The organism is Paenibacillus thiaminolyticus, from assembly GCF_003591545.1.
GTDB lineage: Bacteria > Bacillota > Bacilli > Paenibacillales > Paenibacillaceae > Paenibacillus_B > Paenibacillus_B thiaminolyticus_A.
Map to the genome: position 1 here is coordinate 14,735 of NZ_QYZD01000013.1, position 23,544 is coordinate 38,278.

General features: G+C 58.2%; 23 protein-coding genes, 2 pseudogenes and 1 riboswitch. Of the genes and pseudogenes, 19 read left to right on the top strand and 6 right to left on the bottom strand.

What is annotated here, in order from left to right:
- The first annotated feature begins 80 nt into the window (after positions 1–80).
- The 7 genes from DQX05_RS15165 to DQX05_RS32145 all read left to right on the top strand — a co-directional run bounded on the left by DQX05_RS15165 (position 81) and on the right by DQX05_RS32145 (position 7,030).
- Complete coding sequence (locus DQX05_RS15165) at positions 81–1,805, top strand: long-chain-fatty-acid--CoA ligase (RefSeq protein ID WP_119794412.1); 1,725 nt, start codon at positions 81–83, stop codon at positions 1,803–1,805.
- A gap of 167 nt (positions 1,806–1,972) precedes the next feature.
- Positions 1,973–2,410 (top strand): PaaI family thioesterase, encoded by a 438-nt coding sequence (locus DQX05_RS15170; protein ID WP_310735671.1) that lies wholly within the window; start codon positions 1,973–1,975, stop codon positions 2,408–2,410.
- 88 nt (positions 2,411–2,498) lie between these two features.
- A complete protein-coding gene (locus DQX05_RS15175; protein WP_119794414.1) occupies positions 2,499–3,041 on the top strand; it encodes a cysteine hydrolase family protein in 543 nt (180 codons plus the stop codon).
- 57 nt (positions 3,042–3,098) lie between these two features.
- The gene (locus tag DQX05_RS15180; RefSeq protein ID WP_119794415.1) at positions 3,099–4,598 is read left to right on the top strand and encodes a nicotinate phosphoribosyltransferase; all 1,500 of its coding nucleotides are present in this window, start codon (positions 3,099–3,101) and stop codon (positions 4,596–4,598) included.
- Positions 4,599–5,009: 411 nt separating this feature from the next.
- Complete coding sequence (locus DQX05_RS15185; RefSeq protein ID WP_119794416.1) at positions 5,010–5,864, top strand: SMP-30/gluconolactonase/LRE family protein; 855 nt, start codon at positions 5,010–5,012, stop codon at positions 5,862–5,864.
- A 499-nt stretch (positions 5,865–6,363) separates the two neighbouring features.
- A complete protein-coding gene (locus DQX05_RS32140) occupies positions 6,364–6,639 on the top strand; it encodes a hypothetical protein (RefSeq protein WP_259392013.1) in 276 nt (91 codons plus the stop codon).
- Between the two features lie 91 nt (positions 6,640–6,730).
- Entirely contained in the window at positions 6,731–7,030 is a 300-nt protein-coding gene (locus DQX05_RS32145; RefSeq protein ID WP_259392014.1) for a GH39 family glycosyl hydrolase, read from the top strand.
- A 19-nt stretch (positions 7,031–7,049) separates the two neighbouring features.
- Here DQX05_RS32145 and DQX05_RS15195 read toward each other — a convergent pair whose 3' ends face one another.
- The 3 genes and pseudogenes from DQX05_RS15195 to DQX05_RS15200 all read right to left on the bottom strand — a co-directional run bounded on the left by DQX05_RS15195 (position 7,050) and on the right by DQX05_RS15200 (position 8,543).
- Positions 7,050–7,517 carry a GNAT family N-acetyltransferase gene (locus DQX05_RS15195; RefSeq protein ID WP_259392015.1) on the bottom strand — a complete coding sequence of 156 codons (468 nt, stop codon included), beginning with the start codon at positions 7,515–7,517 and terminating at the stop codon, positions 7,050–7,052.
- Positions 7,518–7,541: 24 nt separating this feature from the next.
- Complete coding sequence (locus DQX05_RS32150; RefSeq protein ID WP_259392016.1) at positions 7,542–7,685, bottom strand: hypothetical protein; 144 nt, start codon at positions 7,683–7,685, stop codon at positions 7,542–7,544.
- Between the two features lie 14 nt (positions 7,686–7,699).
- Positions 7,700–8,543, bottom strand: a pseudogene (locus DQX05_RS15200) (carbon-nitrogen hydrolase family protein).
- Positions 8,544–8,773: 230 nt separating this feature from the next.
- On the opposite strand from DQX05_RS15200, the gene DQX05_RS15205 reads away from it, so the two are divergent.
- Complete coding sequence (locus DQX05_RS15205; RefSeq protein WP_119794417.1) at positions 8,774–9,799, top strand: P1 family peptidase; 1,026 nt, start codon at positions 8,774–8,776, stop codon at positions 9,797–9,799.
- A 41-nt stretch (positions 9,800–9,840) separates the two neighbouring features.
- Here the strand turns inward: DQX05_RS15205 and DQX05_RS15210 are convergent, their stop codons facing one another.
- Positions 9,841–10,794 (bottom strand): L-lactate dehydrogenase, encoded by a 954-nt coding sequence (locus DQX05_RS15210; protein WP_119794418.1) that lies wholly within the window; start codon positions 10,792–10,794, stop codon positions 9,841–9,843.
- Between the two features lie 210 nt (positions 10,795–11,004).
- Here DQX05_RS15210 and DQX05_RS15215 point away from each other — a divergent pair, with 210 nt between their 5' ends.
- From DQX05_RS15215 to metE, 5 genes are all read left to right on the top strand, one after another.
- A complete protein-coding gene (locus tag DQX05_RS15215) occupies positions 11,005–11,385 on the top strand; it encodes a metal-sensitive transcriptional regulator (RefSeq protein ID WP_119794419.1) in 381 nt (126 codons plus the stop codon).
- Positions 11,386–11,451: 66 nt separating this feature from the next.
- Positions 11,452–11,655, top strand: coding sequence for a copper ion binding protein (locus DQX05_RS15220; RefSeq protein WP_119794420.1), 204 nt, complete (start codon positions 11,452–11,454; stop codon positions 11,653–11,655).
- 122 nt (positions 11,656–11,777) lie between these two features.
- Positions 11,778–14,180 carry a heavy metal translocating P-type ATPase gene (locus DQX05_RS15225; protein WP_119794421.1) on the top strand — a complete coding sequence of 801 codons (2,403 nt, stop codon included), beginning with the start codon at positions 11,778–11,780 and terminating at the stop codon, positions 14,178–14,180.
- 77 nt (positions 14,181–14,257) lie between these two features.
- The gene (locus tag DQX05_RS15230) at positions 14,258–14,548 is read left to right on the top strand and encodes a HesB/YadR/YfhF family protein (RefSeq protein ID WP_119794422.1); all 291 of its coding nucleotides are present in this window, start codon (positions 14,258–14,260) and stop codon (positions 14,546–14,548) included.
- Positions 14,549–14,989: 441 nt separating this feature from the next.
- Positions 14,990–15,178, top strand: a riboswitch (cobalamin riboswitch).
- Between the two features lie 321 nt (positions 15,179–15,499).
- On the top strand, positions 15,500–17,815 hold the full coding sequence (gene metE, locus DQX05_RS15235; protein WP_119794423.1) for a 5-methyltetrahydropteroyltriglutamate--homocysteine S-methyltransferase: 2,316 nt from the start codon (positions 15,500–15,502) through the stop codon (positions 17,813–17,815).
- Positions 17,816–17,941: 126 nt separating this feature from the next.
- Here the strand turns inward: metE and DQX05_RS15240 are convergent.
- Positions 17,942–18,273, bottom strand: a pseudogene (locus tag DQX05_RS15240) (SDR family oxidoreductase); the annotation flags it as partial.
- A 324-nt stretch (positions 18,274–18,597) separates the two neighbouring features.
- Between DQX05_RS15240 and DQX05_RS15245 the strand changes: the two are divergent.
- From DQX05_RS15245 to DQX05_RS15265, 5 genes are all read left to right on the top strand, one after another.
- Complete coding sequence (locus tag DQX05_RS15245) at positions 18,598–19,068, top strand: DUF3939 domain-containing protein (RefSeq protein ID WP_119794424.1); 471 nt, start codon at positions 18,598–18,600, stop codon at positions 19,066–19,068.
- A gap of 188 nt (positions 19,069–19,256) precedes the next feature.
- Positions 19,257–19,481 (top strand): hypothetical protein, encoded by a 225-nt coding sequence (locus tag DQX05_RS15250; protein ID WP_119794425.1) that lies wholly within the window; start codon positions 19,257–19,259, stop codon positions 19,479–19,481.
- A gap of 30 nt (positions 19,482–19,511) precedes the next feature.
- A complete protein-coding gene (locus DQX05_RS15255; protein WP_119794426.1) occupies positions 19,512–19,904 on the top strand; it encodes a DnaJ family domain-containing protein in 393 nt (130 codons plus the stop codon).
- Positions 19,905–20,025: 121 nt separating this feature from the next.
- Positions 20,026–20,967, top strand: a complete 942-nt coding sequence (gene glsA, locus DQX05_RS15260) for a glutaminase A (protein ID WP_119794427.1) — start codon at positions 20,026–20,028, stop codon at positions 20,965–20,967.
- 112 nt (positions 20,968–21,079) lie between these two features.
- Entirely contained in the window at positions 21,080–21,472 is a 393-nt protein-coding gene (locus DQX05_RS15265) for a YuzC family spore coat inner layer protein (protein ID WP_119794428.1), read from the top strand.
- A 103-nt stretch (positions 21,473–21,575) separates the two neighbouring features.
- Here DQX05_RS15265 and DQX05_RS15270 read toward each other — a convergent pair whose 3' ends face one another.
- Positions 21,576–22,223 carry a nitroreductase family protein gene (locus tag DQX05_RS15270; RefSeq protein ID WP_119794523.1) on the bottom strand — a complete coding sequence of 216 codons (648 nt, stop codon included), beginning with the start codon at positions 22,221–22,223 and terminating at the stop codon, positions 21,576–21,578.
- Positions 22,224–22,526: 303 nt separating this feature from the next.
- Here DQX05_RS15270 and DQX05_RS15275 point away from each other — a divergent pair, with 303 nt between their 5' ends.
- On the top strand, positions 22,527–23,543 hold the full coding sequence (locus DQX05_RS15275; protein WP_119794524.1) for an NAD-dependent epimerase/dehydratase family protein: 1,017 nt from the start codon (positions 22,527–22,529) through the stop codon (positions 23,541–23,543).
- Position 23,544 lies beyond the last annotated feature (1 nt).

A 23,544-nucleotide genomic window follows, 5' to 3' on the forward strand; every position in this document is an offset into this window, starting at 1 on the left:
GGCAGGAGCGAACGATACACCGTCATTTAGCCCGGGCGTCGCGCAAGATATGACTTCCGCAAGAAGAAGGAGAGGGTGTCATGCATGTCATAGAGAACGGCGAACGCCCCTGGCTTCGCTATTATCCTGAAGAAGTGGCACCGACTGCCGATTATCCGAAGCACAATGTGGCGCAATTCATGATTCAAGCGGCCGTTCAGTATCCGAACCGGACAGCCGTCCATTTTATGGGGGCGAACCTGACGTATCAGCAGCTGCTGGATGCAGCCTACCGCTTCGCGAACGGCCTGCACGCCCTCGGCATCAAATCCGGGGATCGCGTGGCGCTGATGCTGCCGAACTGCCCGCAAATGGTCATCGCCTACTACGGGTCCCTGCTGGCCGGCGCCGTGGTCGTCATGACCAATCCGCTCTATATGGAGGGAGAACTGGTCCATCAGCTTAATGATGCCGGGGCGAAGGTCATCGTCACCCTCGATATGCTGCTGCCGCGTGTCATGAAGGTCCAGCGGAGCACCCCGCTGGCGTACATGATATGCGGATCGCTGCGCGAATACTTGCCGTTCCCGCTGCGGCTCTTGTATCCGCTTAAGGCGAAGAAGGATGGTCATTCCCTTCATATCCCGAACCAGCCCGGCCTGTTCCGCTTCAAATCATGGCTGAAGAGCAATACGCCCCAGCCGGTACTTTGTCCCGTCGATGCGGAGAATGACATCGCAATGCTGCAATATACAGGCGGCACGACAGGTACGGCCAAAGGCGTCATGCTAACGCATTACAATCTCGTCGCCAACACGATTCAGACCGCGAATTGGTGCTACAAGGCGCGCAAGGGAGAGGAGAGCTTCCTGGCGGCGCTGCCTTGCTTCCATGTGTTCGGGTTGACCGTGCTGCTCAACCAGGCGATGTATCTGGCCGGGGAGCTTGTCCTGCTGCCCCGATTCGATACGCTGCAGGTGTTGACCACGATACAGAAGAAGAAGATAACGGTTTTTCCCGGCGCGCCCACGATGTATATTGCCATCAACCACCATAAAGAGGTGCGGCGCTTCGACCTGTCCACCGTCCGGGTGTGCGTAAGCGGATCGGCGGCTTTGCCGCTGGAGGTGCAGGAGCGGTTCGAGGCCTTGACAGGCGGACGCTTGATCGAAGGCTACGGATTGACGGAAGCTTCGCCGGTGACGCATGCGAACCCGTTCTGGGGGCTGCGCAAGACCGGGACGATCGGAATTCCGTTCCCGGATACGGACGCGAAGGTGGTCCACCCCGAGACGTTCGAGCCGCTTCCGCCCGGCGAGATTGGAGAGCTGGCGGTGAAGGGGCCTCAGGTGATGAAGGGCTACTGGAACCGGCCGGAGGATACGGCAGCCGTCTTGAAGGATGGATGGCTTTTGACCGGGGACATGGCGAAGATGGATGAAGACGGTTACTTCATGATCGTCGATCGGAAAAAGGATATGATTAACGCCAGCGGCTTCAAAGTATATCCGCGTGACGTCGAGGAAGTGCTGTTCGAGCATTCCGCGGTGAAGGAGGCTATCGTCATCGGGGTGCCCGATCCGTACCGCGGGGAGACGGTGAAGGCGTTCATCGTCCGGGCGGAAGGGGCCGGGACGACGGCAGAGGAGCTGGAAGCGTGGTGCCGGGAACGGCTTGCCGCTTACAAAGTTCCACGGCTGTATGAGTTCCGCGAGGACCTGCCGAAGACGATGGTCGGCAAAGTGCTGCGCCGCCGGCTGGCGGAAGACGAGAGGCAGCGGCTGGCCGGGCAGACGGAACCGCCCGGATCCGGCCAGGGAGAGTAGCGCGGCGTTCGGCACCCGGGCCGGTTCACGGGGGAGCCGGCCGCCGGCCCGTTCGGCGCACGCGTGAGGGCGGCGCTTGCTGCATAAGGGGGCCGCACACTGTATGTGACGGGGCCGTTGCCGATGCTGCAGGTACGGCTGGCGCAGGACGCCAGGACGATTCTTAAGTGAGAGTAGCAAGGCCGATGGGCGGAACGGGCGGGGACGCGATGCGGTGCTGGGAGAAGCTGGAGGAACGGGCCAAGGCGACATTCTGGGGCTATCTGGGCTGCCAGCTAGTCAGCGTCGGCGAACGGGAGACGATCGTGCGGCTGCAGGCGGGGGAGCGCCATTTGAACATGATAGGAATCGTCAATGGCGGGGTGCTGGCCTCTCTTTTGGATAATACGATGGGCATTGCCGCCGCGGCGAACCGGCCTGATGATCAGATCGTCACGAGCAATTTGAACGTTCGCTTCGTTCATCCGCTGCGGGCAGGCCTGCTGGAAGTCCGGGCTCACGTTGTTCATTCCACGAACCGGATGATGATGGTATATGGGAGCGTAACCGGCGAAGATGGCCGATTAGGAACGATTGGAACGGGTTCCTTCCGGGCCAAAGGGTAATTGACGAGTTGAACATTTAACATCAATTTGTCATAATGACGTTAAGCTTATCATTACCCTTACTGGGCTGGAGAGGAGACGATTCGCGATGAGAACGTTAGTCGTCATTGATTACACGCATGATTTTGTCATCGGCCGGCTTCCGTGCGGACAGCCGGCTATTGACATTGAACGCCGGATTGCGGAGCTGACCGAGCAATTCGCCGCCCGCGGCGAATTCGTGGCCATGGCCGTGGACGTTCACGACGAGCAGGACCCGTATCATCCGGAGACCGCGCTGTTCCCGCCGCATAATATCCGCGGGACGGAGGGCCGTGAGCTGTACGGCGCTCTGCGGGAGGTGCATGAACGCCATGCCTCCGCAATTTACTGGATGGACAAAACCCGGTACAGCTCCTTTTGCGGCACTGATCTCGACATGCGGCTGCGGGCGCGCGGGGTGAAGGAAGTCCACCTGGTTGGGGTTTGCACGGATATTTGCGTGCTGCATACGGCGATTGAGGCGTATAATCTCGGTTATCGCATCGTCGTGCATGAGGATGCGGTCGCTTCATTCAATGCCGACGCGCATCGCTGGGCGCTGGAGCATGTCCGCAATACGCTGGGCGCTCAAGTCCTCAGCGGGTATTGAGGGAGTAGCGGCATCGGCCGAGGTAAGGCAAAGGACGTCAGAAAGAAGGATGAATAAATGAATGCATCAATGGCATTGCATACCGACAAATATCAGATCAATATGATGTATGCGCATTGGAAGCATGGCACGCACAATCAGAAAACGGTGTTCGAAGCGTTTTTCCGCAAGCTGCCCTTCCATAACGGGTACGCCGTGTTTGCCGGCCTGGAGCGGATTATCGAGTATATGGAGCAGCTCCGCTTCACGGAGGAGGATATCGCGTATTTGCGCGAGCAGGAGGAAGAGTACGAGGAGGCGTTTCTGCAGGAGCTGAGCAACTTCCGCTTCACCGGCCACATCGATGCGGCGCGGGAAGGGACGCTCGTGTTTGCGAATGAACCGCTTATTCGTGTGGAAGGACGCATCTTCGAGACGCAGCTGATTGAGACGGCACTACTTAATTTCATGAATTTCCAGACATTAATCGCGACGAAGGCGTCCCGGATCAAGTATGTGGCAGGCAATGACATTTTGATGGAATTCGGAACGAGACGGGCGCAGGAAGCGGATGCCGCCCTCTGGGGAGCGCGGGCCGCATACTTGGCGGGCTTCCATGCGACCTCCAACATGCTGGCAGGACGCCGCTTCGGGATTCCGACGAAGGGAACGCATGCGCATGCCTGGGTGCAGAGCTTCGAGAACGAGCAGGAGGCGTTCCAGGCATTCGCCGAGGCGCTTCCGAATCAAGTGACGCTGTTGGTAGACACCTATGATACGCTGCACAGCGGCATTCCGAACGCGATCGAGATCGGCAAGGAACTGGCGAACCGGGGCAAGAAGCTGCAGGCGATCCGCCTTGACAGCGGCGATTTGGCGTATTTGTCCATCGAAGCCCGCCGGATGCTGGATGAGGCCGGCTTGAACGAGGTTCAGATCGTCGCTTCCAACGATTTGGACGAGTACACGATCTCGGATCTGAAGCTGCAGGGCGCACGCATAGATATGTGGGGCGTCGGCACGCAGCTGATTACCGCCGCGGATCAGCCGTCTCTCGGCGGAGTGTACAAGCTGGTATCCCGCGAGGTCGACGGGGTGATGCAGCCGACGATCAAAATCTCGGCCAATCCGGAAAAAGTGACGACCCCGGGCAAGAAGGACGTCTACCGCATCATCCATAAGAAAAAGAAAAAAGCAATCGCTGATTACATCTGCCTCACGGAAGAGGATGATATCGAGCGCCGCGCCAAAATTAAGCTGTTCGATCCGATTCATCCGTATCTGCATAAATATGTCGAGCATTATGATGCCGAGAAGCTGCTTCATCCGATTTATCGGGATGGGAAGCTCGTATATGAGCGCCCGCCGCTGGACGAAATTCGACAATATCATTGCGAGCAGTTGCAGCTGTTCTGGCCGGAATACTTGCGCAAGACGAATCCGGAACGCTATCATGTCGACATCAGCACGAAGGCATGGCAGCTGAAGCATGATATGATCGAATCCTACGTGCAGGAGCAGGAGCAGCGGACACGCATTTTGCGGGAGAACGGGGACGACGGCGCCAACGGGCATTAATGTCTTACAGGAGGACGAAGCGACACGGACAAGCCGATCGGAGCCTTAGCCGGACTCCTTGTATCATGAACGATTGTGGTACACCTTGCATTCCGCTTGCCGAATTCGGTTCGATTGGCCGATAAGGTGATGAAATTCACATGTAAGGCGGACGGCGAGTTACGGGATGTCATGAATGGCATGAGAACCGATGGCGTGACAATTCTATAATTTTCGAGAGCGTAACAAATGTAGCATACTAGATTAAGGTAACAACTCTGTGATAATCGATAGGGGAAAAGGTTTGGAGCATCGATAGCACAATATGAGGCAACGAACAGAGGAACAAATCAGCGGACGGGATGTTCGATAGATGAGACGAGATAGTGCAGACAGCCGAACTTCTCTGGTCCGGATCAGGGAGAGAGGACGATGATTGTGAAGGATCTGGGGCAAGGCCGCTGCAGCGAGCAGTTCACTCCGCCGCACGGATTTACGGGCGGCGTCGAGGGGCCGGCCTGCGATAAGGAAGGCAATCTATATGCCGTAAATTACGAGCGGGAGGGCACGATTGGGAAGGTCACCCCGAAAGGCGTCAGCAGCGTCTTTGTGGAGCTCCCGGAAGGAAGCATTGCGAACGGGATCCGGTTCAATCGGGCGGGCGACATGTTCATGGCCGATTATACGCGGCACCGCATTTACCGCTATTCCTGGCAAGAGCGGCGGCTGGACGTGCTGGCGGAGGAGCCGGCCATGAATCAGCCGAATGACATCGCGATCTCATCGCGCGATGTTCTGTTCGCGAGCGATCCGAACTGGGCAGACGAGACCGGGCAGCTGTGGCGGATCGATCCGGACGGGAAGACGACGCGGCTGGAAGCGGGAATGGGGACGACGAACGGAATCGAGGTCAGTCCCGATGATCGTCTGCTGTATGTGAACGAGTCCGTGCAGCGCCGGATCTGGGTCTATGATCTGTCGGAGGACGGGAATGTATCGAATAAGCGCTTATTCCATGAGTTCCCGGATTACGGTCTGGACGGCATGCGCTGCGATGTCGAGGGCTATCTGTACGTAACCCGGTTCGGCAAAGGAACCGTAGCCATCTTCTCACCGGCAGGGGAGCTGATCGAAGAGGTTCAATTGCAGGGCAAGGAGTGCACGAACCTGACATTTGGCGGCGAGAACGGGCGGACCGTCTATGTCACGATCAAGGACAGGGGCAATGTCGAACGCTTCGTTGCCGATCGTCCAGGCCGCTGCCGCAGGCTGTTCGGGCTTGTCTAGCCGCATCTGGCGTGGAGGCAATTCTACTCCATACCGTTGAACCGTCTCTGGAGAACAGGCGGAAGATACGAATGCTAATCATCATAAATGAGAAAGAGGCGCCACGGGTTGTGGCGCCTCTTCCAGACTGTCGACAAAGTCCTGTCGACAGTCTTTTTTCTTATGAAGGGAGGGGCCGGGGAAGGCAGGGCAGGTTAGGTTAGGACAAGCTGGTCCACATGAAATTGCTGCACAGGCGCAGCATTTTTAGCCTCAAGAGGCAAAATTCCGAGGAAATCCTGCAAAATTACATCATTTTGCCATTTTGAACGCTATCTATGCCTTGCCGTAGAGAAATTGCTGTATTTTTGCAGCAATCCTATTTTCGCATACTCATGTCAATGAAATTGCTGCATTCTTGCAGTATTAGTGGAGCAGATGACTAGGGGGTGGGAGATAATGCAGCTTTAGTGGAGCAGATGACTAGAGGGCGAGAGATAATGCAGCTTTAGTGGAGCAGATGAAAAAGCCATCGGCCAACTATATGGCGTTCAATCAATCCAGCGCGCTAGGGATTATCAATCAGTATTTGCAGCGCAGCCAATCGCTTGGTGCAGAGGATGATGATATTAGCGAGGTGGGAGAGACCGCCTGCGAAGTGGACCTGTCCATCCCCGGCGAACCGATCCGGCATACGTGGAAACAGTTGATTACGATCGGAAAAGCCAAGGAAGGCTTGCATGCCGATGTTCAGGATCAGCTGAGGCATGTGGAGAGGGTGTACCCCTTCCGCTAATTGCGATTTCATGGCATTTTCGACGATGAGATGATGGTATACGATGCGGACGAGGCGGACCAGCCCCGATTAATTTCCAGTTCGTGGACCAGTGTTCGACTTCGCGGATCAACTGTTCGACTTTTTGCTGTCCGGCGGCCTCAAGCTGTTCGAGGAGCTGGGCTTCATGCCTTCCTTCCTGGCTGCCGATCCGGGCAAGAAGGTGTTCTACAAGGCAAGCTGCGTCAATCCGCCGCAATCGATCGACCGATGGTGCCTGCTCGTGGACCGGTTCCTGCATCACGGCCTGAATTGTTACGGCCCGGAGGAAGTGGAGATCTGGAAGTTCGAGTTCTGGATGAGACGAGATGCAGACAGACGTAATGGCCGGGAACGTTGGAAGAATATATAGAGATGTAATTGCGAACCTATCAGACCTTGAAGGGCGTTTCGGAGCGACTGCACATCGGCGCGCACGGGCGGATCATCATCATCCGTTCGCCGCGGAGCAAAAAGCTGACGACCGGATCGTGCCGACGGCCTTCCAGGACCTCCTGCACATATTGCTCGGCCGTCATCTCATTCGCGACGGCGCCGTAGCCGGGCATGCGGGCTCCACCCAGAAGCCGATCCAGACGGAGGTGGACGACCGTGGCGTACATCGCCTGCATCATCCATTGCCCGATTCCATACTTCCGGTATTCGGGGCGGACGCATAGATCGACGACATACAAGGTTCGCCCCGCCGGATCGTGGTGGCGGATATATCCGTTGTCCGTCGCCGCTTCCCAGGGAAGATGCTCGGCTTCGGCAGCAGGCGGAAGCACGAGGGCGGTCATCGAACCGACGACCTGCCCGTCTATCTCGGCGCAGAGCGCCCCCGCCGGAAAGCGGGACACATGCTCCCCGATCTGCTCGGGGTTTCACCACAGTTCCTCGGGGAAGGGCGGCGGAAACGAGGCGCGTTGAATGTCTATGAGCGCGTCCATATCGGACATACGGTAATTGCGGATTGTCAGCCGCTTCGGCTTGCCTTCATGCTGCACATACATGGATTGGCGTAGCATCGTCGCTGCCCCCTTTACCAATCCGGATAGAGATCCGTGCGGCGATCGCGCCAGGTCGTCACAGAGCCGCGTTCTCTCACTTGCTGCAGCAAGGACAGATCCAGATCCGTAGTCACGATCATATCGTCATTAATCTCTCCTTCGACGAGAATGCCGCGCGGCGGGAACGGAATGTCGTTCGGGGCGATAACGGCCGCCTGGCCGAAATTGGCCAGCATGAAATCAACGGTCGGCAAGGAGCGGACGGTCCCGGTCGCGACGACGTACAACTGGTTCTCGATCGCCCGGGCATGGCAGCAGTAGCGGACCCGGTAAAAGCCTTGCTGGTCATCGGTGCACGACGGGCAGAAGATGACATCGGACCCTTGGGCGCGCACCATGCGGACGATCTCAGGAAATTCAATATCATAGCAGGTAAGAATGGCGAAGGTGCCCTTCTCCGTATGGAATACGCGTACTCCGTCCCCGGCGGCCATATTCCATTCCGTGACTTCGGTTGGCGTAATATGGAGCTTCGCCTGCTCTTCGACGGTGCCGTCGGGGCGGAACAGATGAGCCATATTGTACAGCTTGCCTTTCCGCTCGATGACGTGGGTACCCCCGATCAGATACATGCCGTATTGCTTGGCCAAACTCAAGATAGGCTTCGGTATAACCGGGAAGCTCGTCGATCGAGAGCGCCTCGCGCTCATCGGTTCCAATCGACATAAGCTGGGTCATGATGAACTCGGGAAAGAGAAGAAATTCCACCTCGTATTCCGCTGCTGTCCGGATATAGTGTTCTACCTGTCACACGAACGCATCGAAGGTTGAGATCGTATGCAGATGATACTGGACGGCAGATACGCGCATTTTCATAGGAACACCTCCAACTAGGGAAAATTAAAGATCTCTCTCTTTATGACCAGACCGGCCATGGAGAGCAACTATTTCTTGCGGCCGGGCGTCTTGAGCCTGTTATCGCGGGCGGAAGCGGGATAGAAGGATGACTGGAGGGCCATCTCGTTCCATGAAAAAAGGAGGAGGCGGCCGCCGCCGCGAAGCTATAGAGACGATCATTTCAATATGCGGAAGGGGACTTTTCATTCATGACATCACTATACGGACATCATGAAGGGCGGCAGGCGCTGCCTTATCCCGGCAGCATTACGGATGTGCCGGGCATTCGGCTCGGGCATGCGCAGGACGAGGCCGCACTGACAGGCTGCACGGCCATCATGGCGGAGGAGGGCGCCGTATGCGGCGTCGATGTGCGGGGATCCGCTCCCGGCACGCGCGAGACCGAGCTGCTTCAGCCTACCGCGATGGTTCCGCATGTCCATGCGATCTGCCTGAGCGGGGGCAGCGCGTTCGGACTGGAAGCCGCTCACGGTGTCATGCGGTATTTACGGGAGCGCGGTATCGGGCTGGATGTCGGGGTAGGGAGGGTCCCTATCGTGCCGGGGGCGATTCTGTTCGATCTCGCCATCGGCCGGCCCGATGTGACGCCGACGGCCGCCATGGGCTATGCCGCAGCGGCGTCTGCCTCCTCGTCTCCTCCGGCACAAGGCAACGCCGGCGCTGGCATGGGAGCGACCGTCGGCAAGTATGCGGGGCCGGAACGGTCCATGAAGGGCGGCTTCAGCACCGCTTCCGTGAAGCTGCCAAGCGGGCTCGTCATCGGAGCGGCGGTCGCGGTGAACGCGGTGGGCGAGATCCGGCATCCGGGCCATGGCGGGACGGCGGCGGGAGCACGAGGGGACGAGCCGGGCAGCTTCCTCGCGCCGCTTCGTTATCTGACCGGATTGGACAAGCCTTTCGCCGGAATGAAGCCGGGCACCAATACGACGATTGCGGTCGTCGCCTGCAACGCCAATCTGACGAAGACGGAGATGAACAAGGTGGCGGAGATGGCGCATACCGGGCTCGCGAGAACAATCTTCCCGGTGCATACAATGTTCGACGGCGATACGGTGTTCGCCATGGCGACCGGAGGCGTAGACGCCTCGGTCGATCTGGCCGGCATGTGGGCCGCGGAGACGCTGGCCTACGCGATTATCAATGCGGTCACGGCCGCCGAATCCGCGGGAGGGGTTCCGGCGGCGCTCGACTGGACGGCGCAGCCGTCGCAATAAAGCGCCAAAGCGCGCCGGACAGGATGCCGGCGCGCTCAGGCTCAGGACGGGAAGATGGATGCGATTGCTTCCTTCAACACGGAAGCGGAGTGATGGAGATTCTGCTTCTCCTCCTCGGAGAGATGAAGCTCGTATATCTCGCGGATGCCCTGGCGGTTGACAACCGCCGGAACGCCGAGATAGACATCCTCCAGCCCATATTCTCCGCTCAGCAGCGTCGAGACCGAGAGCACGGAATTCTCGTTCTTCAGGATGGCCTTCGTGAGTCGGGCCAAGCCCATGGCGATGCCGTAGTAGGTGGCGCCTTTGCGCTCGATGATGTGGTAGGCCGCGTCGCGGACATTGATGAAGATGCGGTTCAACTCCTCATCGGTCGGCTGGCCATGCGTCTTGCGGTAATCGGCCAGCGGCTGGCCGCCGATGCTGACGTTGCTCCATACCGGAAGCTCCGTGTCGCCATGCTCGCCCATAATATAAGCGTGGACGTTGCGCGGGTCGACCTCCAGGCGCTCGCCGAGCAGATAGCGCAGCCGGGCGGTGTCCAGAATCGTGCCGGACCCGATCACGCGGTTCGCCGGCAGGCCGGAATATTTCCAGGTCGCATACGTAAGCACATCAACCGGATTCGTCGCAACAAGGAACAAGCCATTGAAGCCGCTCTCCATGACCTGTTGCACGATCGATTGGAAGATTCTTGCGTTTTTACCGATCAGATCGAGTCTTGTCTCTCCGGGAGCCTGATTGGCTCCTGCGGTGATGACGACCAGGTCCGCGTCCTTACAGTCGCTGTAATCGCCCGCCCAAATGCGCATATTGGACGCAAACGGCAGCCCATGATTCAAATCCATGGCGTCTCCCTCGGCCTTCAGCTGGTTGGCGTCGATGATAACCAGCTCGGCCGCCAGCCCTTGGTTGAACAGGGCAAAGGCGTAGCTCGAACCAACGAAGCCGGATCCGATAAGCGCTACGCGTGTAACTTTCGTGAATTCACTCATATTGATGGCGCCTCCTTATTATATACGTGTGTACGTATGTAAATTCAAGCATATACAGGGCCGCGTGCAACGTATCGGCAGTCATGCTGATACTTTAAATTGTAAACAATTTGCCGGTAACAATTCAAATTCAAATGAAAATCTTGATCAAAATAGGTATTGAATAGGGTAGGGGGGTATGCTATGATGAGTCCAAGAGGTGGTGATAAGATGAGTTCCCGGGAAGACGCGCTTATCAGCAACGATGAATCAGTCAACGGCATAGAGGCAGGCGCTGGCGAGATGGCCTGCCATCGCCCCGAGTCAACGGGCGAACGGAAGAGCCATCATTCGGCCGAGATGAAGAAGAAGCTGATTCACCGTCTGAACCGTATTGAAGGGCAAGTGCGCGGCGTCAAGTCGATGATCGATAAGGATACGTATTGCGATGAGGTGCTGCATCAGATCGCGTCGATCCAATCGGCGTTATATTCCGTCGGACGGCTCCTGCTCGAAGGCCATATGAAGAGCTGCGTTATTGAACGGCTTCAAGAAGGCGATGATGAAGTCATTGATGAGCTGCTCGTTACGATACACAAATTATTGAAATAGTAGGGCGTGTTCAAAAAGGTCGGACCTTTTGCACAACCTCTAATCCATCCTGAGGAGGAATTGACAATGACTGAAGTAAATTGGAAGGTAGAAGGCATGACATGCGGACACTGCAAGCAGGCGGTCGAGAAGGCGGTTCAGGAGGCCGGCGGCAAGGCGCAGGTCGATCTGGGCTCCAAGCAGGTGAAGATTACGTACGATGCGGCGAAGGTTCAGCCGGAGAAGATTCGGGAAGCGATCGAGGATCAAGGCTACGACGTCGTTTCTTAAGCGGCGGAAGCGGGTTTAGCCGTTAGCATCCATCCATTATACAGGAACTCCTTGCGGGGAGTTTTCTTTTTCGCTTGGAATATAGGGTGTAGGGGTATACTGAATAAAAGGAGTGACACAGAATGGCATCCAAGCAGCAGACCGTCAAAATCGAAGGCATGACCTGCGCTGCTTGCGCGACCCGGATCGAAAAGGGATTGAGCCGGATGGACGGCGTCGTGAAGGCGAACGTGAATTTGGCGGCAGAGCAAGCGACGGTGGAATATGACGAAGGACAGCTCTCGCTTCAGCAGGTTACAGATAAGATTGAGAAGCTGGGCTACAAGGTTCCGGCGGAGACGCTTGATGTGGACATCGAAGGGATGACTTGTGCGGCGTGCGCGACCCGGATTGAGAAAGGGTTGAAGCGTCTGCCTGGGGTCGACTCCGCCAATGTCAATCTGGCCGCCGAATCGGCCCTAATTACCTTCACCGGCTTGCGTCCGGAAGATATATTGCGCAAGATCGAACAGCTCGGCTATAAAGGCAAGGTGAAGACGGGGGAAGCGGGAGCGGAGGGGGCGCCGAACCGGACCGCGTTGCGGCTGCGCAACTCGTTCATTATCTCCGCTATCTTGTCGGTGCCGCTGCTCTGGTCGATGGTAGGGCACTTCTCGTTCACCTCGTGGATCTGGGTGCCGGAATGGTTCATGAATCCATGGGTGCAGATGATATTGGCCGCACCCGTACAGTTCATTATCGGCGCCCGCTTCTACAGCGGGGCGTACAAGGCGCTGCGCAACGGCAGCGCAAATATGGACGTGCTCGTCGCGCTCGGAACGTCAGCAGCCTATTTCTATAGCGTCTATCTCGTATGGGAATGGGTACGGGGGGGAACCCATCATCCGGACATGTACTTCGAGACGAGTGCGGTGCTGATTACCCTTATCCTGCTCGGGAAATGGTTCGAAGCGGCGGCCAAGGGCCGTTCTTCGCAAGCGATACGCGCCTTGATCGGCCTGCGGGCGAAGACGGCCACTGTCATCCGCGACGGCATCGAGCAGGAGGTGCCGGTGGATGATGTGCAGGTCGGCGACCGCGTCATCGTCCGGCCGGGTTCGAAGATAGCGGTCGACGGCATCGTGCTTGACGGCACATCGACGATCGACGAATCGATGCTCACCGGCGAGAGCGTTCCGGTCGAGAAGCAGCCGGGCGACCGCGTGTATGGCGCGACGGTGAACGCCCAGGGCGCCTTCACGATGGAAGCGACGCAGGTCGGCGCCGAGACCGCGCTGGCGCAAATTATCCGCATCGTCGAGGAAGCGCAAGGCTCGAAGGCGCCGATACAGCGCATTGCCGACAAAATATCCGGCGTCTTCGTACCGATCGTCGTCGGTATCGCCGTTGTCGTCTTCGGTCTGTGGTACTTCGCGATTGTGCCCGGCAACTTCGGGGAAGCGCTGGAGAAGCTGATTGCCGTGCTCGTGATCGCCTGTCCTTGCGCGCTCGGTCTGGCTACGCCGACCTCGATTATGGCGGGGACGGGGCGTGCCGCGGAATACGGCATTCTGTTCCGCGGGGGCGAGCAGCTAGAAGGAGCGTACCGGGTGCAGACCGTCGTGCTTGACAAGACGGGCACCGTAACCGAGGGCGAGCCTTCCCTGACTGACTTCATCGCGAATGAGCCAGAACGCGAGCAAGAGCTGGCGCTCTTGGTGGCTGCCGCCGAGCGGCGATCGGAGCATCCGCTCGCCCAGGCGATCGTGAAGGGTCTTGATGCCTGGGGCCTGCCGGCGCTTACGCCGGAATCGTTCCAGGCGGAGCCCGGCTTCGGCATTATGGCTCGGGTTGATGGGCATGATATCGTCATCGGCACGCGGAACCTGCTGCGGAGGCAGGGCATTGATGCAGAGGAAGCCGAAGCGGAGCTGCAGCGGCTGGAGATCGAAGGTAAGACGGCGATGCTCGTCGCGGTTGACGGGCTCTGGGAAGGCATCGTGGCCGTAGCGGATCAGGTGAAGGCATCCTCGAAGGCAGCGATCAGCCGCCTGCACGGCATGGGCATCCGCGTCGTCATGATGACGGGGGACAATGAGCGAACGGCGCAGGCCATCTCCGCCCAGGTCGGGCTGGACGACGTGTTCGCCGAGGTCCTTCCCGAACAGAAGGCGCAGCATGTCCGCGAGCTGCAGCAGAACGGCACCGTCGTCGCGATGGTGGGCGACGGCATCAACGATGCGCCGGCGCTCGCGGCGGCCGATATCGGGTTCGCGATCGGCACCGGAACGGATGTGGCGATGGAGACGGCCGGCGTCACGCTGATGCGCGGAGACCTGAACGGCATCGCCGACGCGATGGAGATGAGCCGGCGGACGATGCGGAACATCAAGCAGAATCTGTTCTGGGCGCTCGTCTACAACAGTCTGGGCATCCCGGTGGCGGCAGCCGGCCTGCTGGCTCCTTGGCTTGCGGGCGCGGCGATGGCCTTCAGCTCCGTATCGGTGGTGCTCAATGCGCTCCGACTGCAGCGTGTCAAATTGTAACCGGAAAGTCAAGGTTTTCAAGGCCGTGCCCGCATGGTATGATCGGATTACGGTCATAAGGTTAAGGGGGAACGAGCATGCACTTACGGGTGACAGCGGAAGCGATGCAACGCTTTCAATCTGATTGGGGCTATACAGCAGGGGATACCGTGCGCATCTTCGTACGATATAGCGGATTCAGTGCATCCGGGCCCTATTCCTTCGGCATAATGAAGGATGAGCCGCAGCATCCGGCAGTGTCGGAGACGGTAGACGGAATTACCTTCTTCATGGAGGAGAACGATCTGTGGTTCCTGGACAACCGCGAGCTGGTGCTGGATGCGAACGGCGAGGACATCGTCATCGTCCATGACGGGATGGCGATCTGACGGACGCGTTACAGGAGAGATTGTCCTCCGTCGCGATGATGGATAAGAATAGAAGCATTGCAGTTGGAAGCAAGACTGCCGGGATCACATTCCTGGCAGTCTTTTTTCGTTGTTCGCACGAACTTGTCGTATGCTCCAATCGGCGAAGAGCAATCGGAAAATGCGTTGCAAACGAACATCATCGGGACGAAAAACGTGCTTGATCGGCAATCGAAAATGGCGTGCGGAAAGTGATGTATGTTTCGACCGATAACGCATCCGCCTCTGTTATCACCTGTGGCCTTACGAAAGCAATCTCGTCCTGATTTTTCTTGTACCGGTTGACAAGAGTACGCCTTGACCTATGAAATGCATAAGGCAAAAAGAACTTGTCATTCCGCGCGCTTGCGTATATAATCATTCTCAATCGGACGGCCGCCTGTGCTGAGGCGGAGTCCGGATTAACAACATACGGGAACAGGTGCTTTGCGTAACGGCAAAGCTTAATAGGGAAGCCGGTTCGAAGCCGGCGCGGTCCCGCCACTGTGACAGACGAGGCGCGGCTTATGAAGCCACTGGTCGATTGACCGGGAAGGCTGCCGCCACCGATGACGCTGAAGCCAGGAGACCTGCCTGTTCTGACAGCACTGTTTGTACCTACGGGAGATAGGGAAGTGTTCGTAGACTGGATAGCTCGGTTCGCATGCACGCATGTGCATGGTCGGGTATTATTCAATGCTCCGTTACGGACGTTTACGGGACATCTCTTTGCTTCTGGCTGGGATGTCCTTTTTTGCGCATGGTGATAGCGGCTATGTGCGTCCAAAGCGGGAAGCAGCCGGTCCCGAAGGAGCATGAAGACCCGCGGCAGGGTGCATTGCGATTTTAATTCCTTGTTAACGGATAAGAATTATTGAATTTGTTTTCCCTGTACTCCCGCTAGGAAGTTCCGCTAAGGAGAGGAGACGCGACATGGCAAAAGGGCAAGTGATGACGAGTGTATCCGGGTATCCGCGCATCGGATACGACCGGGAATGGAAGAAGGCGTTGGAGCAGTATTGGGCAGGCAAGCTGACGTTAAGCGAGTTGGAGGCGGAGATGGAGCGGATTGAGCTGCTTCGTCTGGCGAAGCTGAAGGAGGAAGGCATCGATTTCATTCCTGTCAATGATTTCTCATGGTATGATCATGTTCTCGATATGACGGCGATGTTCGGGCTGAGCCCGGAACGGTTCGGCTACGAGGGCGGTCCGATTACGGCGGATCTGATCTTCGCGCTCGCGCGCGGCACGGAGACGGCGGTCGCCTGCGAGATGACCAAATGGTTCAATACAAACTATCACTATATCGTTCCGGAATGGGAAGGGAAGCCACCGGTGCTGACCGAGAATCGGCCGCTCGCCTCTTACCGGAGAGCGAAGGAGAAGCTGGGCATCGAAGGGAAGCCGGTCCTGGTCGGCCCGTACACCTATGTCCGCTTCATCAAGGGCATCCCGCAAGGCGAGCGCCGTCAGGTGCTTGATCAGTTCGCTGAGGTGTACGGCCGGATATTGCATGAACTGGAGGCGGAAGGGGTCTCCTGCGTGCAGCTCGATGAACCGGCCTTCGTGAAGCCGATGACGGCGGACGATTGGCAGGCGGCTCAAGCCGTGTACGAGCGGCTCCGCCAAGCGGCACCGGGCTTGACCATCTGGGTGCAGACGTATTTCGATTCGGTCTCGGGACTCGATTCGTTCCTGCAGCTCCCGGTGGATGTCTACGGCCTCGACTTCGTCCACGGGAAAGAGCGCAACGAAGCGGCGCTTCGCCAGACCGGCATTCCGTCCGGGAAGCGCGTCGCCTTCGGCATCATTGACGGGCGCAATATTTGGCGGACCGACTTGCTTGCGGCGGCAACCTGGCTGGAGTCGATTGAACCGATCGTGCCGCGGTCGCACTGGATCGTACAGCCGTCCTGCAGTCTGCTGCATGTGCCGTTGACGGCGGAGCGGGAGGAGGCGCTGCCGGGGTATATCCGCGGGGCGCTTGCGTTCGCGGACGAGAAGGTGGCCGAGACGGTGCGGCTGGCCGCCCATCTGTCCGAGCCGACGGCGGAGAGCGCGGCGCTGCTGGAAGCGAGCGCGGCCACCGTTCTCGCCTGGCGCGAGGAGCCGTTGCGGAAGCGTCCGCATGTCGTCGAGGCGGTGGAGGGCCTGATCCGGGATGCGGAGGCCGATGGCCGCCGCGCGCTGTATGAGCAGCGGCGCGAAGCGCAGCGCCGCCGTTGGCCGGAGCTGCCCCTGCTGCCGACGACGACGATTGGCAGTCTTCCGCAGACGGCGGAGATTCGCAAGGCGCGGCTCCGCTTCCGCAAGGGCGAATGGAGCACCGAGGCGTATGAGTCGTTCCTGCGCCAGGAAATCGAGCGTTGGGTGCGGATTCAGGAAGAGATCGGCCTCGATGTGCTCGTGCACGGTGAATTCGAGCGTACGGATATGGTCGAATATTTCGGGGAGAAGCTGGACGGCTTCGTCTTCACGAAGTTCGGGTGGGTGCAGTCATATGGCTCCCGCTGTGTCAAGCCGCCAATTCTGTACGGCGATGTCGACTTCCGCGAAGCGATGACCGTAGCGGAGACGGCGTATGCCCAATCATTGACGAAGCGGCCTGTGAAGGGAATGCTGACCGGGCCGGTCACGATTCTCAACTGGTCCTTCGTGCGCGACGATGTTCCGCGTGAGCAGTGCGCTTATCAGCTTGCTTACGCGCTCCGCCAGGAGATTAAGGAGCTGGAGCAGGCGGGAATCGGCATGATCCAGGTCGATGAGCCGGCCATGAAGGAAGGGATGCCCCTGAAGGCCGAGGATGCGGCGCGTTACCGGGAATGGGCGGTGCTCGCGTTCCTGCTGGCGACGAATGGGGCCGTGCCGGAGACGCAGATTCATACGCATATGTGCTACTGCGATTTCTCCGATATGGTGGAGACGATTCGCCGCATGGATGCGGATGTCATCTCGCTGGAGACGGCGCGCAGCGGCGGAGACATGGTTGATACGCTGCGGAAGGAGCGGTATGAGCTCGGCATCGGCCTGGGCGTCTATGATATTCACAGTCCGCGCGTCCCATCCGTCGGGGAGATCGAGCGCTTCATTGAGACCGCGCTGACGGTGCTGCCGGCCGAGTCGTTCTGGATTAACCCGGATTGCGGACTCAAGACGCGCAATGAGCCAGAGACTGTTGCCGCGCTCAAGCATATGGTGGAAGCGACGGTGTCGGTGCGCCAAGCCCGTTCCGCGGCAGCGAAGCGGTAAGCGGGCCGGTCACGGGCGAGGCTGGCTGCGGCTTACGGGGCCATGAAGCCGCGGTGGGGATAGCCTAGCCTTGCCTGGACAGCCGTGCCTCTCATCATCGCGCGTCCCGTAACCGCGCATTCGACTTCACGGGTGCGCGGCGGCCGGGCGGCCCGATGTGTACAGGAGCGATTCCGCTCCGTTAATGACGATCTGGGCGCCGGTAATATGGCTGGAGGCATCCGATACGAGGAATGCCACCAGATCGGCGACCTGCTCGGGCTTGCCGGGCCCATGTTCAAGCGGCTGGCTGCCCTGGGGATACTCGACCGGGATCGTGATGCGGTCTACGGACGTTCTGCGATCCGTATTCTCTGTGATATGGGTCTCAATGGCCCAGGGCAGATGACATTCACGCGAATCCGATAGCGGGCCAGTTCAAGCGCCGCCATCTTGGCGAAGGCGACCTGGCCCGCTTCCGCCAAGTGGAGGGCGGCGGCGCGTCCGATGCCAGACTCGGCTCCGGTTACGATGGCGACACCATCCAATGGAGCGGCGCGTGTTGGTGCTGCTTGTCCATGTGCGCAACTCCTCTCTATATTCCAGCGTTTGTCCCGTCCTTACCAGCAGGCTGTTCCTGCCGTGAGCGGGCAAGCGCTCGTTTTTGCTATCTATTACCTCTGTAAATAGGTCCGAAAACAGAGGAAAGCAAAGGCATTCCATGTTATAATGGAACTGTAAGCGAATACAATATACTTGTTTCCTGAATACTAGACAGGAACGGGAGAAAGGTGGGTTCGATGATGCGGTGGTTCAAGCGACGCAAGCCTTCTGCCCCCCGGCAAGAAGTGGTTCATGTTACGTTGGACGAGGTGAAGCGGGCGGTGCTCCAGTATGAGCAGGATATGCAGGAGCAAATACCCCGAACCACGCTGCTCCGTCCCGACCAAAGCATTGATTTGTCCCGATTGAAGCGTTACCTCGGCGGAATTTCGGATCAGCGCTTTTATATGTCCCGTATGACCTATGAGATTTTTGAGGAACAAGACAAGCATATTCCGCTGTCCCTTGACGTCGTGCAGGCGGCAGTTGACGATTATTTGGACAATCACGATGATTTGCCGGTCATTCCGGGAACCCGGAACCGCCAAGTTCATTACGACAAGCTGATCGAACGGCATTATTTAAAAGAGAAGCCGTCGATTCCGCTCTATTTGACGACAGAGCAGTTCATGCTGACCCATGAGCCGGACTGGACGGGGCGGCTGCACTAACCTTTGCGCACGGCAGCAGCGCGAAGATAACAGGCACCGCGCCGCCTGCTGCCATGGAATATAGCAACATGGGGATGCACAAGACCGGAGTTCCCGCAACGGGAGCTTCGGTTTTTTAATGGAGAAATGGCGGCTTGTTATAGGATTCGGTCAGGCCGGGTGGATTCGAACGGAGGGAGTGATAATGGATGTGGACCGCGGAAATGCTGGCAACGGAGAGAGGAGTATTCGAAATCTTTACGCAAAGCCAAGGCGACCCGTTGTGCATTCCGCAATTACATTGCGAATTCGATGAGCGGGGCGATTATTTCGCAGACCGGTTCGTGGATGAGTTTCGCGTTGTTATCATCAACTTAAAAGAGGCGGGCACTTCGTGTAAAATAAGTGAAGCCTCTGTTCATGGAGCTGGTTAAGTATTTCAGAAATCTATAGGGGGAACGCAGATGAGCATACTGAGCTGGATTGCCGAGCGCAAAATCGAAGCGGCGATAGAAGAAGGCGTCTTCGACGACTTGCAGGGCAAGGGCAAGCCGTTGAAGCTGCAGGATCTGTCGCATGTGCCGGAGCATCTGCGTGCGGGTTATTTGCTGTTGGATCATGCGGGTCTGCTGCCGGAGCGGCAGAAGCTGCGCCAGGAGATTGTCCGGCTGGAGCAATTGCTCTCGGCCTGCACGGATACGGAAGCCCGCGACGGCATCCGCCGGCGTCTGACGGAGCGCCAGGTACGGCTGGCCAAGATGTCGGAAGATCGCGGCTGGACAGCGAATGAAGCATATTACCGGTATGAGAGCCGGATCCGGGACAAGCTGTCAGGCTCGGTCACGGATAAGCGTTAGGGGTAAGTGCGGCATTCCCCGGATCGAATGGCGCCAGGGGCGCGCAGGGAGTGTATGGAATGCCGCCTGCCAAGACACGCTATGGACATGATTGCGTGAAGCAAGGGAAGGATGACGCGGTGTGATAGCAGCACATTGGAACGACTTGGAGCGGGGGCTGCCGCAGTGGCTGGAGGAGAGCCGCCGGATGGCGGCCGCCGGCGAAGTGGCTACCTATATTCCGGGTCTCGCTGAGGCAAGACCGGATGCGCTTGGCATCTCGCTGTGCGGGATGCGGGGAGAACGAGTGAAGGCGGGGGAGACGGAGGAGCCGTTCACGATGCAGAGCGTGTCGAAGGTGTTTTCGCTCCTGCTCGCGCTCTTGGACAGCGGCGAGGCTGGGGTCTTCGCGAAGGTGGGCAAGGAGCCGACCGGCGATGATTTTAATTCGATTTTGAAGCTGGAGCTGGTCGATCCCGGGAAGCCGTTCAACCCGTTCATCAATGCGGGAGCGATCGCGATCGCCTCATTGATCGAAGGCCGGACACCGGAGGAGAAATCGGAACGGCTGCTGGAATTTGTCCGGATGCTCGCGGACGATCCCAGCATCACCTGGAACAAGCGAATCTACGAGAGCGAACGGGAGACCGCTTACCGGAACCGTTCGCTGGCTTATTATTTGAAGGACAACGGCATTTTGGAAGGGGACGTGGAAGCGACGCTCGACGTCTATTTCCGGCAATGCGCCATCGAGGTCCGGACATGCCAGCTGGCGCGGATGGCGCTCGTGCTGGCGAACCGGGGTTGCGACCCGGCGACGGGACATTGTTATATTCCGAGAAAATATGTTCAGATCGCGAGTTCGTTCATGACGACATGCGGGATGTACAACGCGTCGGGCGAATTCGCGCTTGAAGCCGGGATTCCGGCGAAGAGCGGCGTGTCCGGGGGCATCATGGCGCTCATTCCAGGCCAGCTGGGCATCGGCGTTTATGGTCCGGCGCTCAATGAGAAGGGAAATAGCGTGGCTGGCGTGCACATGCTGGCCATGCTCTCTGAACGATTTGAATGGAGCATCTTCTGACTTGTTCATGACCTTAGGCGGCGGCGATGGCGGCGTTCCGCCAAATTGTTCCGCACCGGCCAGCCTCCTCGCGCATAGGCTGATGTATTAGTCAATGTAAGGAGTGTCCGCCATGGCGCCTTATGTGCCCGGACCCCGTTATCCCTCCGCATCCGGGAGCGTGGCAGCAAGCGGAACAACTTCAGTCTCCAGGCCCGATCCCTATCCAGCGGTGAAGCCGGATAAGTTCGTCGCCTCCGCATCGACATCGAAGCACCTGTCGCGGCAAGCGCTCAAGCTGTTGTCCGCCATTGAGGGGGATCGGAAGCTGGCCGCCTCGGTTATGGATGCCGCCCAGCGCGGCCATAACCAGGAGGTGCTGCGGCTGCTTCGCTCAACGGGGATCTCGGTCCCGATTGTGGTCAAAGTGACACCGGCCGTCATTCAGATCGCCCTGCGGCCCGATACGGATCCGAACGATTGCTGCGAGCTGCATGTGAAGATGCGGTGGAGTCAACCGGTGTGACGCATGATGCGCCCCGGTGTTCCGCATGCCGGCACGTTGTCATATGCGCAGAAGCGCCGGTTCCCTGTTGAGGGAATCGGCGCTTCGATATGCGCTAGAGTAATTACGATTGCTCCGGGAACCGTTCCCGAATGACGGTCTGTTCCAGCGGGAAGCGCCCGGTCGGATGGGCAGGTGCAGCCGATTGCCCGATCGTTACGAGCATGACCGGGACATACCGCTCCGGAATGCGGAATGTCTTGATCAGCTCGTCCCGGCGGAAGCCGCCGATCGGACATGTGGCGTACCCTGCAGCGGTTGCTGCGAGCATAAGCTGCATGGCGGCCAGGGCACCATTACGGATCGCTTCCTCTACGCCGACTTGAGGCGATGACGCATAAGCTCGATTAATATTGCCGACCAGCGTGTCATGCACCTGCTGCGTAATCGAACCCGCCGCCAGCTGGGCGCCGTAGATGTCGGCAGCGACCCGATTCGCTTGTGTGTCGCCCAGAATGGCGACGACCGCGGAGCAGTCGACGATCTGCTGTTGATTGTTCGCGATCGGGAGTAAGGCCCGCTTGTTCTCCTCTTCCTCGATCACCAAAAAGCGCCAATGCTGCAAATTCCATGAGGACGGGGCCGTTCCGGCCAAGCGCAGTATTTCATTCATGTCTGCTTCCGGTATGCGTACGCCCGGAACATATTTCCGCACCGAATGCCGGGCGTGCATCGTCTCGGCAGCCGTTGCCGCAGCGTGCTGTTGGTTCATATTGATAATCATCCTTCCTATTGTCTACTTGAGTAGCATGGGCTGAGTCAGCCTTGATTTATCCATAGCTTTAACACTAACTATAATATAGTAACATATGTTATGTAATTCTGCTATGCGTAAGGAATCTGTGGTCGCACGCGATTGCCATTTTGTCTGAATCTGTCACAGAACCATTTTTAGACGATTTAAAGATTTGTTTTCCTTCGCGGGCCGCCCGTATGATTGAAGTAGCAACACAGATTATGAAGCTACTCATCGGAAGGAGGAATACCCGTGTTGATTCAAGCGGAGCAACCGCTGATTCATTCGGAAGAACAATTGGAACAAGTGCTCTCTATTCCATCCCAGCGGCTGATCGAGGACGTACGCCGTCTGGATGGTGATATTATGGTGCTTGGCGCGGGAGGCAAGATGGGCCCTACACTGGCGAAGCTGGCGGTCGAGGCGATACGTGCAGCCGGCGTGGAGAAAAAGGTGTACGCCGTATCCCGCTTCTCTAAAGCGGGTCTGATGGATAAGCTGGCTGCGAGCGGGGTAGAGGCGATCTCCTGCGATCTGCTGGATGACGATGCGCTGCAGGCGCTGCCTGATGTGCCGAATGTCATCTTCATGGCCGGCACCAAGTTCGGAACGACCGGGAAGGAGCATCTGACCTGGGCGATGAACACGTACTTGCCGGGACGGGTCGCCCAGAAGTTCAGGTCATCCCGCATCGTCGTCTTCTCTACTGGCAATGTGTATCCGCTTACGCCGGTGAAGCAGGGCGGAGCTCCCGAGAGCCAGTCCCCGGCGCCGGTCGGCGAATACGGACAATCCTGCCTCGGCCGTGAACGGATGTTCGAGCACTTTTCGAGGCAGTACGGGACACCGATTTGCATTTACCGGTTGAACTATGCCATCGATTTACGTTATGGCGTCATGCTTGAAATTACGAAGTCGGTAGCGTCCGGACAACCGGTCGATCTGACGATGGGCCATTTCAACTGCATCTGGCAGGGAGATGCCAATGAGGTTGCGATCCGGGCCTTGCTCGCTTGCGATACGCCGCCGGCCATCTATAACGTGACTGGTTCGGAGACGGTGTCGGTCCGTTATGCGGCCGAAGAGCTGGGAAGACGGCTTGGCAAGCAGCCGATCTATACGTCTGAGGAGGCCTCCGAGGCTCTGCTCAGCAACGCGTCATCGACCATGCAGCGGTTCGGATATCTTTCCGTGGCCCTGCAGACGCTGTTCGACTGGACGGCGGCATGGGTGAAGCAGGACGGCAAGACGATTAACAAGCCGACGCATTTCCAGGAACGGGAGGGTAAATTCTGAC